The organism is Deinococcus ficus (assembly GCF_003444775.1).
GTDB lineage: Bacteria > Deinococcota > Deinococci > Deinococcales > Deinococcaceae > Deinococcus > Deinococcus ficus.
Window position 1 is genome coordinate 2648832 of the sequence record NZ_CP021081.1, and the last position, 13749, is coordinate 2662580.

Genomic DNA, 13749 nt, shown 5'->3' on the forward strand with positions numbered 1-13749 from the left:
TAATCCGTGGTATACTCTTCGTATGAAGAGCCTTCCGAACATCCTCGAATTCGGCAGCGTCCGGCTTCCCGTGAGCGCGGACGGGCTGCTGCACGCCCCCACCGCCCTGGCTCACCTGGGCCTCGACCTCACCACCCCCTGGACCGACCTCGCCGCCACCCACGACCTCCAGAGCCCCCCACGCGACTTCGGCGCCGGCGCCGAACCCACCCTGCACCCCGACGAGTTCACCCGCCTCGCCTTCACCCTCGACACCCCCGAAGCCCGCCGCTGGCGCAAACGCGCCCAGACGCTGCTGTCCCGCGCCATGCAGGGCGACGTGCGCCTCGCCGCGCAGATCGCCGAACGCAACCCCGACCCCGAACAGCGCCGCTGGCTCACCGCCCGCCTGGAAAGCACCCACGCCCGCCGCGAACTGCTCTCCACCGTCTCCCGCCACGGCGGCCACGGCCAGGTGTACGGCCAGCTGGGCAGCATCAGCAACCGCAGCATCCTCGGCACCGACAGCGCCACCATCCGCCGCGTGCGCGGCGTGAAACAGACCCGCGACGGCCTGAACAGCACCGAACTGCTGCGCCTGGCCTACCTGGACACCGCCACCACCCGCGCCATTCAGGAACACGGCGCGCACGGCAACGCCGCCATCCTGAAACTGCACGAACAGGTCGCCCGGCAGGAACGCCAGAACTGGGACACGCCCCTGTCCCCCCAGGCCGGCTGAGTCAGGCCGCCCGCACCGCCACGCCCCGTCCGGCGTGGCGGTTTCTGCTGCGCCACTCCTCACGCCCGGCCATTAGAATTCCCGTCGTGCCCACCATCTTGACCCGCGCCGTGCTGCGTGAAGTGACACTGTGGTACGTCGCGGGCGTCCTGCTGTTCTTCAGCCTGCAGATGACCGACGCGCTCGCCAGCACGGTCTCACGCATCATGACCTACGACCCGCCGCTCGGAAAGGCGGTCGCGGCCTTCGCGGCGTACCTGCCCAGCGTGCTGAACAAGACCCTGGCCGCCGCCGTGCCCTTCGCGGTGCTGCTGACCTTCTCCCGCATGCAGCGCGACAGTGAACTCAAGGCCGCCCACGCCGCCGGGGTGCGGCCCCTGAGCCTGGTGTGGCCGCTGCTGCTGCCCTTCGCGGTCGTCAGCGTGCTCGCGTTCTGGAACACCGGCACGCTGGTCCCCGCCGGCCTGAAAAACTGGGACCGCGCCTGGTTCGACATCTACGGCCAGGCCGTGCCGCCCGCCACGCAGGACAGCTACACCTACGCCCCCCCGGGCGCGCTGTACCACGCCGGGCGCGTGCAGACCGCCGACGACAACGGCGTCGCCCCCCTGAGCGGCGTGATGGTGCAGCGCGGCACCGAAACCCTCACCGCCCAGAGCGGCAGCTGGGACACCCGCAAGCAGACCTGGACCCTCACCACCCCCTGGGTGGTCAAACCCGGCGAACGGCCCCGGCAGCTCCCCACCCTGACCGTGCCGCAGAACGACGTGCTGCGCCCCCCACCCCCCGACCCCAAGCAGGTCAGCAACGCCGAGCTGCGCGCCACGCTGGCCCGCCCGGACCTGCGCCCCGCGCAGCAGCGCGACTACCAGTTCCAGTTCTGGCAGCGCCTCGCCGACCCGGTCACGCCCATGGTGTTCGCCCTGGCCGCCGGGGCGCTGGGCCTCCTGATCCGCAACCGCGCGGCCGCCTTCGCGGCGGTGCTGGTGTTCATCGTGTGCTTCTACGCCCTGTGGGTCACCATGCCTACCCTGGCCCGCGCCGGCGCCCTGGACCCCGCCCTGGCCGCCTGGCTGCCCAACGCCGCGTTCCTGCTGCTGGCCGGCGCGCTCGCCTGGAGGCTCCGCTGATGCCCCGCCCGCACCCCCGGAGCCGCCCATGAAACGCTTCGAGCGCTACGTCCTCGCCGAGATCCTCCCCCTGCTGCTCGGCGCGCTCAGTGCCGTGATCCTGGTGCTGGTCCTCGTCGCCCTGCAGGAGGTCATCGCGCCGCTGCTCGCCAAGGGCGCCAGCCCCCTGCTCGTCGCCCGCGTCCTCGCCCTGAACGTCCCCGAAGCCACCGCCCGCGCCCTGCCCCTGGCCCTGATGTTCGCCATCCTGCTGGGCCTGTCCCGCCTCAGCAGCGACAGCGAACTCAAGGCCGCCATCGCCAGCGGCATCCCCGCCCGGCACCTCTACCGCCCCGTGCTACTCCTCGGCGTCGGCGTCACCCTCCTCGCCTTCCTGATCGGCGAGGGCCTCGTCCCCCGCACCAAGGTCCTGGAACGGCAGGTCAAACAGCAGATCGTGCTCGACAACCCCCGCGTGATCGGCCTGGGCGGCACCGACGCCAGCGGCCAGTCCCTGGTCCTGCGCGACGCCCTGAACCGCGCCATCAGCATCGGCCGCGTCGAACCCGGCGGCCAGCTCAGCGACCTCCGCATCGTCACCATGCAACCCGGCCAGCCCCCCCGCGACGTCATCACCGCCCGCCGCGGCGAACTCAAACCCGGCAGCACCGTCCTCACCCTCCACGACGGCCAGCGCGTCACCTACCAGGACGGCCGGCCCGTCACCGTCCTGCGCTTCAAGACCGGCACCCTCCCCGTCCAGGACGTCCAGGCCGACCTCGACACGAACGGCAAACCCCTCAAGGCCACCTACCTGCCCCTCCCGGAACTGCTCACCCGCACCAACGTCTACCGCCAGCAGAACATCCAGGCACCCGCCGAATTCAGCGCCCTGCACCAGAAGTTCGCCCAGCCCCTCGCCGCGCTCGCCCTGGCGTTCTTCGGCGTCAGCCTGGGCATTTTCAGCTTCCGCAGCGGCCGCGACCTGGGCCTCATGTGGGCCCTGCTCCTCACCTTCGCCTACTACGCCACCTGGAGCGTCTTCCGCATCATGGGCGAAAACGGCGCCCTGCCCGGCGCCCTCGCCGCCTACGCCCCCGACGCCATCGCCGTCCTTGCCGGCATGGCCCTGCTCTGGGTCGCCGCGCGGCGGTAAGAGGCGACAAAAACCAAGATCAGTAGGTGATGACTCGTTTCACTGTAAATACGCCTCTCTCATCCTTGATGCGGTACTCGACCCAATTGCCTTTGGCATCATATGTCCACGTGATGTAAGGCGTCGTTGGGCTTGCCCCGACACTGCGTAGCTGAAGTTAAGCGGCTGTAGCTTGCCGTTCGAACTCGTGGGGCGTCAAGTAGCCCAGGGTGGAATGGCGACGCTGGCGGTTGTAGAAGACCTCGATGAATTCGAACACCGCCTGTCGGGCCACCTCTCGAGTCTCAAAGATGTTCTCGTCCATCAGCTCCCGTTTCAGGGAGCTGAAGAAGCTTTCCACCACGGCATTGTCCCAGCAATCCCCCTTGCGGCTCATACTGCCTCTGGCCCGCATGCGGGCCAGTTCTGCCTGAAAGAGCCCACTCGCGTATTGACTGCCCCGGTCACTGTGATGCATCAGACCGGGAGATGGAAGACGGCGCCGGGCAGCCATCTGAAGGGCAGCCAGCGGCAAGGTGGCCGGCATCTGCGTGTCCATGGCGTAGCCCACCACCGCCCGCGAATGCAGGTCCAGGGTGACGGCCAGGTACAGCCAGCCTTCCCGGGTGGGCAGGAACGTCAGGTCTGACGCCCACACCTGATTCGGCTGCTGCACCTCAAACTGGCGTGCCAGCAGATTCGGGCAGACCGGCATGGTGTGACTGCTGTGCGTGGTTTGCACCCAACGGCGCTTTCCTTTGGCCCGCAGACCACCCAGGCGCATCAGGCGCGCGACCCGCTTCCGGGAGACCCGGAGACCTTCAGCTCGCAGTTCTGCGTGAACGCGTGGTGCCCCGTAACGTCCTTTGCTGCGTTGGTGAGTGTCTCGGATGCGCTGCTGGAGCAGCGCATCCTGCTGCGTGCGCTTGGAAATCGGCCTTCTCCGCCAACTGTGGTACCCGCTCACCGATACCTCCAGGACCCGGCACATCACGTCCAGGCGGTACTGCTCGCGGTGGTCTCGGATGAACTGGTACCTCATCGTGTGATTTCTTTGGCAAAGAAGGCCGCTGCTTTTTTCAGGATTTCACGCTCCTGACGCAGAATCTCGTTCTCTTTGCGGAGTCGCTGAATCTCCTGTTGCTCCGGGGTCAACACCTGCTTCCCTTGACCGGGGAAGGCGGATTCCCCCCTCTGCTGCTCGGCATTCATCCATTTCCGCAGCAAAGAGGCGTTGATGCCCAGGTCGCGGGCGGTGCCCGCGAGGTTGCCGCTGGTTCGGGCGAGTTGTACAGCATCTCGCTTGAACTCGGCGGTATGGATTCTTCGGTTCGTCATGATGGCGCCTCCTATGTTCGAGGCTTATCTCCATCTACGCCATATCGGGTCACCCTCACCGCCCGTCCAGCGTCCATCGGCGTAGTTATAGAGTTGGGAGCCCTTCAAGCCGTCCTGAAAGATCACCGTCTTCCACAGGAGACCCTCCTTGAGATAGTCGCTGGCAGACCACAGCAGGCGCGTCCCGGCCGATTGCTCAGGCCCAATGAGCGCGACTTGCGCTGCCCACTGCACCTCGCGCGGTTTTCCTGCCATCACCTCAGGCAGATGGACGGTACTGCCGAACGGTGCTGGGAGCGGTTCCGCCTTGCAGAAACCGGCGCTGGCTGAAGCGCTGAGGAGGAGCCCCAAAAGGGGAAGAAAGAAGCGATTGGCGCGATCCACGCCGCCGATTCTAGGTTTCAGGCCGTCGCATCAGGGGCCGATTTCTTCTCCACCTGGGTGGCCTGGATCGCGGTGAGGGCGATGGTGTAGACGATGTCGTCCACGAGGGCGCCGCGGGAGAGGTCGTTGACGGGTTTACGCAGGCCCTGGAGCATGGGGCCGACGGCGACGACGCCGGCGCTGCGCTGCACGGCCTTGTAGGTGGTGTTGCCGGTGTTCAGGTCGGGGAAGATGAACACGGTGGCGCGGCCGGCGACGGGGCTGCCCGGGGCCTTGCTGCGGCCGACGGACTGGACGCTGGCGGCGTCGTACTGGAGGGGGCCGTCGATGGTGATGTCGGGGCGGCGTTCGTGGACGAGGCGGGTGGCTTCCTTGACCTTCTCGACGTCGGCGCCGCTGCCGGATTCGCCGGTGCTGTAGCTGAGCATGGCGACGCGGACGGGCAGGCCGAAGGCGCGGGCGCTGTCGGCACTCTGGATGGCGATGTCGGCAAGCTCCTCGGCGGCGGGGTCGGGGTTGATGGCGGCGTCGCCGTACACGAGGACCTGTTCGGGCATCAGCATGAAGAAGATGCTGCTCACGAGGCGGGCGCCGGGGGCGGTTTTGATGAGTTGCAGGGCGGGGCGGACGGTGTTGGCGGTGGTGTGCACGGCGCCGGAGACGAGGCCGTCGACCTCGCCCAGGGCGAGCATCATGGTGCCGAGGACGACGGTGTCCTCGAGTTGCGCTTCGGCCTGGTTGGGGGTGAGGCCTTTGGTCTTGCGCAGCTCGACCATGGGGGCGACGTAGCGGGCGCGGATGGTGTCCGGGTCGAGGATTTCCAGGCCGTCGGGGATGCTGAGGCCCTGGCTGTGGGCGACCTGGTGGACCTTGTCGGGGTGGGCGAGGAGCACGCAGCGGGCGATGCCTTTTTCGGTGCAGCGGATGGCGGCCTTGACGGTGCGGGGCTCATCCCCTTCGGGGAGGACGATGCGTTTGTTCGCGGCGCGGGCTTTCTGGATGAGCTCGTAGCGGAAGGCGCTGGGGGGCATGCGGCGTTCGCGGGTTTCGTCGGGGCGGCGCAGGCGGGTGCCGAGGGGGACGGTGTCCATGCGGTCGGCGATGAAGTCCAGTACGCGGTCCATGCGGGCGGTGTCGTCGTGGGGGACGCGGGGGTCCAGGCGGGAGAGGCGGGAGGCGGTCTCGAAGGAGTTGGTGGGGACGCGCAGGACCGGGAGAGTGCTGGTCAGGGCGGTCTGGCAGAGGTTCTGGATGCCTTCTTCGGGGGCGCTGCCGCTGGTGAACACGAGTCCGGCGAGGGGGGTGCCGCTCATGTGGCTGAGGGCGGCGGCCATGACGACGTCCTCGCGGTCGCCGGGGGTGACGATCAGGGCGCCGGGGCCGAACAGGTGAGCCATGCGGGGCACGGTGCGGGCGGTGACGACGTTGCTGCGCACGCGGCGGAGGTGGGCTTCGCCTTCGTTGACGATCTCGGCGTGGAGGTGGTGGGCGATGTCGATCACCCGGGGTGCGGCGAGTTCGTCGGAGACGGCGATCACGCCGAGGAGGGGCAGTTCGCCGCTGGCGATCACCTGGCTGCGGGCGCGGAGTTCGGCCATCAGGCCGCCGAAGTCCAGGTCTTTCGGCGCGAAGTTCAGCACGAAGCCGGCCAGGCCGCCGCCGTCGCTGCGGCGGTAGGCCTGCGCGGCGATTTCCATCTCGTCGGCGAGTTCGGCCGGGGTGACGCCCTGGAGGCTGGTGACGAGGATGGTGTCGGCTTCCAGGTTGCGGGCCAGGGAGGCGTTGAGGGGGCTGGCGTACACGTTGCGTTCGTTCAGGGCGAGGCCTTCGACGATCAGCACGTCGGCGGGGCCGCTGTCCGGGTGAGGGCGGGTGGCCTCGCGCGCCAGGGCGATCACGCCCTCCATCAGTTCCTCCTCGGCGCCCAGGCTGAGCTGTTCCTCGGCGTGCGCGAGGTCCAGGGGGTCGGGCGGGGTGAGGTGCGCGACCGCGCGGGCGAAGTGGACGCTGTCGTCCGCGCCGTCGTGGACCTGCGCGATGGGCTTGAGGAAGGCGACGTGCAGGCCCTGGCGTTCCAGGGCGCGGGTCAGGCCGAGCGCGGTGCTGCTGAGCCCCACGCCGTTGCGGGTGGGGGCGACGAACAGGGTTTTCATGCGGGGTGCTCCTCGGTGAGGGCGGGGCGGTCCTCGGGGTCGCCGGTGACGAGCCGCAGGGTTTCCAGGGCGATGGCGAGTTCCTCGTTGGTGGTCACGACGAGGACCGGCACGCTGCCGGGCGCGCTGATCAGGCCCCGGGTGCCGCGGGGCAGGTTGGCGTTGGCTTCGGCGTCCAGGTGGAAGCCCAGCACGCCCAGCCGCTCCACGGTCCGCTGGCGGATGTACGCACTGTTCTCGCCGATGCCGCCGGTGAACACCAGGCCGTCCACGCGGCCGAGCGCGACGGCCATGCCGGCCACGTACTTGGCGAGGCGGTACACGAAGGCGTCCAGCGCGAACTGCGCCGCGGCGTGCCCGCTGTGGGCAGCCTCTTCCAGTTCGCGCATGTCGTTGGAGAGCCCGCCGGACAGGCCCTTGAGGCCGCTGTGCTTGTTCAGGGCGGTCATCACCTGCTCCAGGGTGAGCCCGGCAGTGTTATGCATGAATTCGTGCAGGCCGGGGTCCACGTCGCCGCTGCGGGTGCCCATGACCAGGCCCTCCAGCGGCGTGAGGCCCATGCTGGTGTCCACGCTCTGGCCGCCCTGCACGGCGCACACGCTGCTGCCGTTGCCGAGGTGCGCGGTGATCAGGTTCAGGTCCTCCAGCGGGCGGTCCAGCATGGGCGCGGCCCGGCGGGCCACGTAGGCGTGACTGGTGCCGTGGAAGCCGTAGCGGCGCACGCCGTACTCCCGGTACCAGGTGTCCGGCACGGCGTAGCGCGCGGCGACGTCCGGCAGGGTGTGGTGGAAGGCCGTGTCGAACACCGCAACCTGCGGCAGGCCGGGAAAGGCGGCCTGGGCGGCCTCGATACCGGCGATGTTGGCGGGGTTGTGCAGCGGCGCCAGCGGAATGCACTCCCGCATGGCGTCCAGTACCTCCGGGGTGATCAGCACCGACCCGGAGAAGCGGGTGCCGCCGTGCACGGTGCGGTGCCCGACCGCGCCGATGCTGGGCGGGTCGGGCAGGGTGCGGATGCGCTGCCCGATGGCGTCGAAGGCCTCGGCGTACGTGCCGCTGGTCAGGGGGCGGTGCTGGCGCTCACCGTCCACCTCGAAGCGGATGGTGGCGCCGGTACCGGGTGGGGCGTGCTCGGCGCCTGCGCCGAGTTTCTCGGCCAGACCGGTGAGGCGTACCTGGCCGGAGGCGGGGTCCAGCACCGCGAATTTCACGCTGCTGGACCCGCAGTTGAGGATCAGGGTCCACATGCTCCGTATTGTGCCCGGATGGGGCCGGGACAGACTTCACCTTTCCCTGCGCTGAGGCGGTGGGTCAGCGTTTGGGCATGCTGAGGCCCAGGCCGGTCAGGAAGCCGCCGCCGGCGAGCAGGGCGGACTGGATCAGCAGGTTGGCGTTCGGGTTGGGACCCTCGTTGCTCTTGTTGGCGTACGCGACGGCGTGCAGCTGATTGATGGCGATGTAGTTGGTGAAGAGGTAGTACGCGCCGGCCAGCAGGACCAGCAGCCCGATGATCACCAGCAGGCCGGACAGGATTCTCATGAGATCAGTTTAGGGGCGCCGGGCGCGTGCCACCGCAGGAAAGCCTGACGGCTTTTCACATCTTCACGCGCTTGGTGCGGCCCAGGTCAGCGCGCGGGTGCGGGTAGGAATGCGGTACAGGCCGGTCGTGGCCGTCATGTACAGCAGCGTGCCGTCCGGCCCGCCGAAGCACAGGTTGCTCACCGTTTCCGGCACCAGAATCCGGCCCAGTTTCCGGCCGTCCGGCGTGAGCACGTGCACGCCGTCCGCGGCGCTGCTCCAGATGCGGCCCTGCTCGTCCAGGCGCAGGCCGTCCGTCTTGCCGGGCGACACGCGGAAGTGCTCGCCGTTCAGGGTGGCCGCGCCGTCCGGCGTGACGCGGTAGCGGTACACGGCGCCGTCGCCGGTGTCGGCCAGCAGCAGGGTGCCCGCGTCCGCGAAGGCCAGCCCGTTCGGTTTGCTGCGGTCCCGGATGGGCGCCGTCAGGGTGCCGTCCGGGTCCAGGCGGAACACCCAGCGGCCCGGAAGCTCCATGTCCCCGCCGTACCCCTCCTCCGGCTTGTCGATGCCGTAGGTGGGGTCGCTGAACCACAGGCTGCCGTCCGGGTGCAGGGCCACGTCGTTCGGGCTGTTCAGCCGCAGCCCCTCGAACCGGTCGGCCAGGACCGTCCACTCACCGCTGTCCTCCTGGCGCAGCAGGGCCCGCAACCCGTGCGAGCAGGCAATCAGACGCCCCCGCGCGTCCAAGCAGTGGCCGTTCTGGTGGTGGCTGGGCTCCAGTTCCACCGCCAGCACCCCCAGGTCCGTGAAACGCCAGGTGCGGTTCTCGCGCACGTCGCTGAACACCACGCAACCCCGCCCGGGCAGGTAGATGGGGCCCTCCGCCCAGGTGAAGCCGCGGCCCACCTGCTCAAACGCGGCGTCCTCGGGAAACAGGGTCAGGAAGTCCGGGTGGGTGGCCTGCAGGGTCATGCCCCATGGTGCCCCGCGCAGGGCCGGGACCGGGTGAGGACGCGTCAGGCCGGGCCGCGCGGCTGCCCCCCAGGGAGTGACGGAATCAGGCCTGAAATGGCGCTCTGCCCGCCTTCACGCGGGGGGCGGGGCAGGTATGCTTGGGGGCGTTATGACGCAGCAGACGATCATGTCAGGGGCCAACGCGGCCTTCATTGAGGGCCTGTACGAGGCTTACCTGGCTGACCCGCAGAGTGTGGACGCCGAGTGGCGCGCGTACTTCGACGAGCTTCGCGGCGGCGCTCAGGACGTCCCCCACTCCGCCATTCAGCAGGCGTTCTACGAGCTGGGCACGCAGCGCCGCGGGAACCACGTCGTCCCGGTGCAGGGCGGGCAGAGCGGCGCGCAGCAGGCCGCGGGCGCCATGATCACCGCGTTCCGGGTGTACGGGCACATCAGCGCCAAGACCAACCCCCTGAAGATGCGCGGCCTGCCGGTCGTGCCGGAACTCACCCCGGAGTTCTACGGCCTGTCGCAGGCGGACCTGAACGAGCACGTGCAGGACGGCCCCTTCAGCGGCCCGCTGCGGGACGTGATCGAGCAGCTGCGCGCCACGTACTGCGGCGCGATCGGCTTCGAGTACAGCTACCTGCCCGCCAACGAGCGCGCGTGGTTCCAGGACCGCATCGAGCGGGTGCAGGGCCGCGCCGCGTTCACCCGTGAGGAGCGCCGGCGCCTGATGTGGAAACTGAACGCCGCCGAAGGGCTGGAACTCTACCTGCGCAACAAGTACCCGGGCGTGAAGCGCTTCGGGCTGGAGGGTGGGGAGAGCTTCATTCCGCTGATGGACCGCATCATCCAGCAGGCCGGGGCGGCCGGCGTGAAGGAGGTCGTGGTGGGCATGGCGCACCGCGGGCGCCTGAACACCCTGGTGAACATCTTCGGGAAGCCCAGCGGGGCGCTGTTCGACGAGTTCGACGGCAAGAAGAAACTCAGTGACGACCCGGACGTCGCCGGGGACGTGAAGTACCACATGGGCTACTCCAGTGACGTGCGCACCCCGGGCGGCCCGATGCACATGGCGCTCGCGTACAACCCCTCGCACCTGGAGATCGTGTCCCCGGTCGTGCACGGGTCCGTGCGGGCCCGCCAGGACCGCCGCGGGGACGAGACGCGCCGCAGCGTGCTGCCCATCACCGTGCACGGCGACGCGGCCGTGAGCGGGCAGGGCGTGGTCATGGAGACCCTGAACTTCAGTCGCCTGCGCGGCTTCACGACGGGCGGCGCGGTGCGCATCGTGATCAACAACCAGATCGGCTTCACGATCAGCGACCCGCGCGACACCCGCAGCAGCCGCTACTGCACCGACGTCGCCAAGATCGGCAACGCGCCGGTGCTGCACGTGAACGGCGACGACCCCGAGGCGGTCGCGTTCTGCGGGGACCTGGCGGTCGCCTACCGCCAGGAGTTCGGGAAGGACATCTTCATCGACCTGATCGGCTTCCGCCGCAACGGCCACAACGAGTCCGACGAGCCGCGCATGACGCAGCCCGTCATGTACCGCGAGATCGACCAGCACCCCGGCGCCCGCGCGCTGTACGCCCGCACCCTGGAAGAGGCGGGCGTGCTGGACGCCGGCGAGGGCGACCGACTGGTCGAGAAGTACCGTGACCTGCTGGACAACCGCGCCACCGTCGTGGAGGAGATGGAGAACCTCGCGCAGAGCGCCCTGGCGGTGGACTGGGACCTGTACGACGACGTGAAGTGGGACGACCACGTGGACACCGGCGTGCCCCTGGCGAAGCTGCAGGACCTGGGCGCCAGGCTCACGCAGCTGCCCGAGGGCTTCAAGGTGCACCGCACCATCGAGCGCACCGTGATCAAGCCCCGCGAGGCCATGACCCGCGGGGAGCAGCCGCTGGACTGGGGCATGGGCGAGATGCTCGCCTACGCCAGCCTGCTGGACGAGGGCTTCGGCGTGCGCCTGGTCGGTCAGGACTCCGGCCGCGGGACCTTCGTGCACCGCCACGCCGTGCTGCACGACCAGAACGCCCAGGACCCCCTGAACGAGGAGTACATGAGCCTCGCGCACCTGCGCGACGGCCAGGGCCGCGTGGAGGTCATCGACTCCACCCTGTCCGAGGAGGCCGTGATGGCCTTCGAGTACGGGTACTCCACCAGCGACCCCAAGAGCCTGGTGCTGTGGGAAGCGCAGTTCGGGGACTTCGCCAACGGCGCGCAGGCGGTCGTGGACCAGTTCCTGGCCGCCGGGGAGAGCAAGTGGCAGCGCCTCTCGGGCCTCACGCTGCTGCTCCCGCACGGCTACGAGGGCGCCGGCCCGGAACACTCCAGCGCCCGCCTGGAGCGGTACCTGCAGCTGTGCGCGCAGAAGAACATGCAGGTCGTGGTGCCCAGCAGCGCCGCGCAGATGTTCCACCTGCTGCGCCGCCAGATGCTGCGCCCCTACCGCAAGCCCCTGATCGTCATGACGCCCAAGAGCCTGCTGCGCAACAAGCTCGCCATGAGCCCGCTGGAGGAACTCAGCGCCGGGCGCTTCTACGAGGTCATCGGTGACCAGGACGTGCAGCAGGCCCGCCGGGTCGTGATCAGCAGCGGCAAACTCCACTGGGACCTCACCGAGGCCCGCAACGCCGACAGGGAAGGCTACGCCGGCACCGCCCTGATCCGCCTGGAGCAGCTCTACCCCTTCCCCACCCAGGCGCTGAAGGCCGAACTGATGAAGCACCCGGGCGCGCAGATCGTGTGGGCCCAGGAAGAACCCGAGAACCAGGGCGCGTGGCTGATGATCCGCGAGGACCTCGAGCGCGCCCTGCAGCCCGGGCAGACGCTTACGCACGCCAGCCGCGCCCGCAGCGCCAGCACCGCCGCCGGGTACACCAGCGTGCACCTGATCGAGCAGGCCGCCGTGATCGCCGCCGCGCTCGGCGAGAAGATCAGCCGCACGGTGATCGCCGAGCAGGCCGAGGTGACCGCCGGAGCCCAGCAGGAAGGCTGAACGACCAGCACAAAAAGGGGACCGGGGGACTGCCCCGGTCCCCGCTTCCTTGACGGCCTACTCCTCGTCGGCCTGACGGATGATCACACCCTCCGGCGGGCGGATCAGCAGGCGGTCGATGCGGGGGCCGTCCATGTCCAGCACCTCCAGGTGCCAGCCGCCCGCCTCCAGCTGCGCACCGACGGTCGGGAAGTCCCCCACCACGCGCAGCACGTACCCGGCGACCGTGCTGAAGTCCTCGTGGTCCAGCACCGGCAGCGGCAGCACCGGGCGCAGGTCGTGCATCGCCATGCCGCCGTCCACCAAGTAGGAGCCGTCGTCGCGGCGGACCAGGGCGCCAGCGTCTTCCGGGTCCACCTCCACGCCCGCCAGCGCGGAGAGCAGTTCGGTCAGGCTGAGCACGCCGGTGAAGTCCCCGTACTCGTCCACGACGACCGCCAGCCGGGTGTGCCCCTCGCGTTCCATGCGGTTCAGGACGTCCTCGGCCCAGGCGGTTTCCGGCACGAACAGCGCCGGGCGCATCAGGTCCGCGAGGTGCGCGCCGGTGCGCAGCGCGGTCAGCAGGTCGTGCACGCTGAGTTCCCCGATCACCGGGCCCTGGCCCAGGTCGTCCCGGACGGCGTAGGCGTCGTCCCCGCACTCCAGGGCCAGGTCGGTGGCCTCGGCGGGCGTGAGGCCCAGGTGCAGGGTGACGGCGTCCACGCGCGGGGTCATCAGGTCCCGCACGCGGCGGTCGTTGAAGCGCAGCACGCTGTCGATGCGTTCCTGCTCGCCTTCTTCCAGGCTGCCGCTCTGCGCGGCCTGCTTCACGATGGCCTTGACGTCCTCCTCGGTGATCACCTCGGGCGCCTCGCCTTTCACGCCGATCAGGGCCAGCAGCGCCCGGGAAGTCAGGTCCAGCAGCCACACCAGCGGCCGGGTCAGGCGGCTCACCACCGCGAAGAACGGCGCCACCCGCGTGGCGAGGCCCTCCGGGTCGCGCAGCGCGATGTTTTTCGGCGCCAGTTCACCCAGCACCAGCGACAGGAACGTCACCAGCAGCACCACGGCCACGTTCGCGGCGGTGGAGGACGCCTCCCCGAACAGCGGGCGCATCACGGGCTCCAGGTAGCGGGTCAGGCTGCCGCCGGCGAACACCGCGCTGATCGTGCCGATCAGGGTGATGCCGATCTGCACGGTCGCCAGGAACGGCCCGGGCCGCTCGCTGAGGCGCACCGCGGCCGCCGCACCCCCGTCCCCGCGCGCGGCGGCCGCTTCCAGCCGCGAGCGCCGCGCGGACACCACGCCCAGTTCCGACGCGGAGAAAAAGCCGTTGATGATCAGCAGCACGACCAGGATGCCGAATTCCAGCCAGGGGTTGCCCACGTCCCGCAGTGTACGGGCCGCGGGGGCGCGCGCCCCGCCGGATGAAAAAAAGATCGGGA

The 13749-nt window shown here is 69.6% G+C and carries 11 protein-coding genes; 4 read left to right on the forward strand and 7 right to left on the reverse strand.

Translation table 11 applies throughout. The annotated features are described in order from the left end of the window. Positions 1-22: 22 nt before the first annotated feature. The 3 genes from ddrC (at position 23) to DFI_RS13000 (ending at position 2986) form a co-directional block, all read left to right on the forward strand. The gene (ddrC, locus tag DFI_RS12990; protein ID WP_027464059.1) at positions 23-721 is read left to right on the forward strand and encodes a DNA damage response protein DdrC; all 699 of its coding nucleotides are present in this window, start codon (positions 23-25) and stop codon (positions 719-721) included. Between the two features lie 86 nt (positions 722-807). After that, positions 808-1851 (forward strand): LptF/LptG family permease, encoded by a 1044-nt coding sequence (locus tag DFI_RS12995; protein ID WP_081425999.1) that lies wholly within the window; start codon positions 808-810, stop codon positions 1849-1851. A 28-nt stretch (positions 1852-1879) separates the two neighbouring features. Continuing rightward, positions 1880-2986 carry an LptF/LptG family permease gene (locus tag DFI_RS13000; protein ID WP_022800884.1) on the forward strand — a complete coding sequence of 369 codons (1107 nt, stop codon included), beginning with the start codon at positions 1880-1882 and terminating at the stop codon, positions 2984-2986. 157 nt (positions 2987-3143) lie between these two features. Here DFI_RS13000 and DFI_RS13005 read toward each other — a convergent pair. The 6 genes from DFI_RS13005 to DFI_RS13030 form a co-directional block, all read right to left on the reverse strand. Beyond that, a protein-coding gene (locus DFI_RS13005) for an IS3 family transposase (RefSeq protein ID WP_118375897.1) occupies positions 3144-4303 on the reverse strand; the annotation gives its coding sequence in 2 pieces (ribosomal slippage) (positions 3144-4039 and positions 4039-4303; 1161 coding nt in all). A 24-nt stretch (positions 4304-4327) separates the two neighbouring features. Next, entirely contained in the window at positions 4328-4687 is a 360-nt protein-coding gene (locus DFI_RS20265; protein ID WP_155864602.1) for a hypothetical protein, read from the reverse strand. A 17-nt stretch (positions 4688-4704) separates the two neighbouring features. Then, positions 4705-6840, reverse strand: coding sequence for a phosphate acetyltransferase (gene pta, locus DFI_RS13015; RefSeq protein WP_027464126.1), 2136 nt, complete (start codon positions 6838-6840; stop codon positions 4705-4707). Next, positions 6837-8087 (reverse strand): acetate kinase, encoded by a 1251-nt coding sequence (locus DFI_RS13020; protein ID WP_051308263.1) that lies wholly within the window; start codon positions 8085-8087, stop codon positions 6837-6839. Before DFI_RS13020 ends, pta begins: the two co-directional genes overlap by 4 nt. A gap of 64 nt (positions 8088-8151) precedes the next feature. Then, on the reverse strand, positions 8152-8379 hold the full coding sequence (locus DFI_RS13025; protein ID WP_022800881.1) for a hypothetical protein: 228 nt from the start codon (positions 8377-8379) through the stop codon (positions 8152-8154). Positions 8380-8442: 63 nt separating this feature from the next. Then, positions 8443-9330 (reverse strand): SMP-30/gluconolactonase/LRE family protein, encoded by an 888-nt coding sequence (locus DFI_RS13030; protein ID WP_027464125.1) that lies wholly within the window; start codon positions 9328-9330, stop codon positions 8443-8445. A 151-nt stretch (positions 9331-9481) separates the two neighbouring features. Here DFI_RS13030 and DFI_RS13035 point away from each other — a divergent pair, with 151 nt between their 5' ends. Beyond that, positions 9482-12325: a 2-oxoglutarate dehydrogenase E1 component gene (locus DFI_RS13035; protein ID WP_027464124.1), complete on the forward strand. Its 2844-nt coding sequence runs from the start codon at positions 9482-9484 to the stop codon at positions 12323-12325. A gap of 57 nt (positions 12326-12382) precedes the next feature. Here DFI_RS13035 and DFI_RS13040 read toward each other — a convergent pair whose 3' ends face one another. Continuing rightward, on the reverse strand, positions 12383-13690 hold the full coding sequence (locus DFI_RS13040; protein ID WP_027464123.1) for a hemolysin family protein: 1308 nt from the start codon (positions 13688-13690) through the stop codon (positions 12383-12385). Positions 13691-13749 lie beyond the last annotated feature (59 nt).

Bases quoted from the DNA above. Each gene is read 5' to 3' on its own strand.
- ddrC (WP_027464059.1), top strand. From the start codon at position 23: ATGAAGAGCCTTCCGAACATCCTCGAATTCGGCAGCGTCCGGCTTCCC.
- DFI_RS13000 (WP_022800884.1), top strand. From the start codon at position 1,880: ATGAAACGCTTCGAGCGCTACGTCCTCGCCGAGATCCTCCCCCTGCTG.
- pta (WP_027464126.1), bottom strand. From the start codon at position 6,840: ATGAAAACCCTGTTCGTCGCCCCCACCCGCAACGGCGTGGGGCTCAGC.
- DFI_RS13020 (WP_051308263.1), bottom strand. From the start codon at position 8,087: ATGTGGACCCTGATCCTCAACTGCGGGTCCAGCAGCGTGAAATTCGCG.
- DFI_RS13025 (WP_022800881.1), bottom strand. From the start codon at position 8,379: ATGAGAATCCTGTCCGGCCTGCTGGTGATCATCGGGCTGCTGGTCCTG.
- DFI_RS13030 (WP_027464125.1), bottom strand. From the start codon at position 9,330: ATGACCCTGCAGGCCACCCACCCGGACTTCCTGACCCTGTTTCCCGAG.
- DFI_RS13035 (WP_027464124.1), top strand. From the start codon at position 9,482: ATGACGCAGCAGACGATCATGTCAGGGGCCAACGCGGCCTTCATTGAG.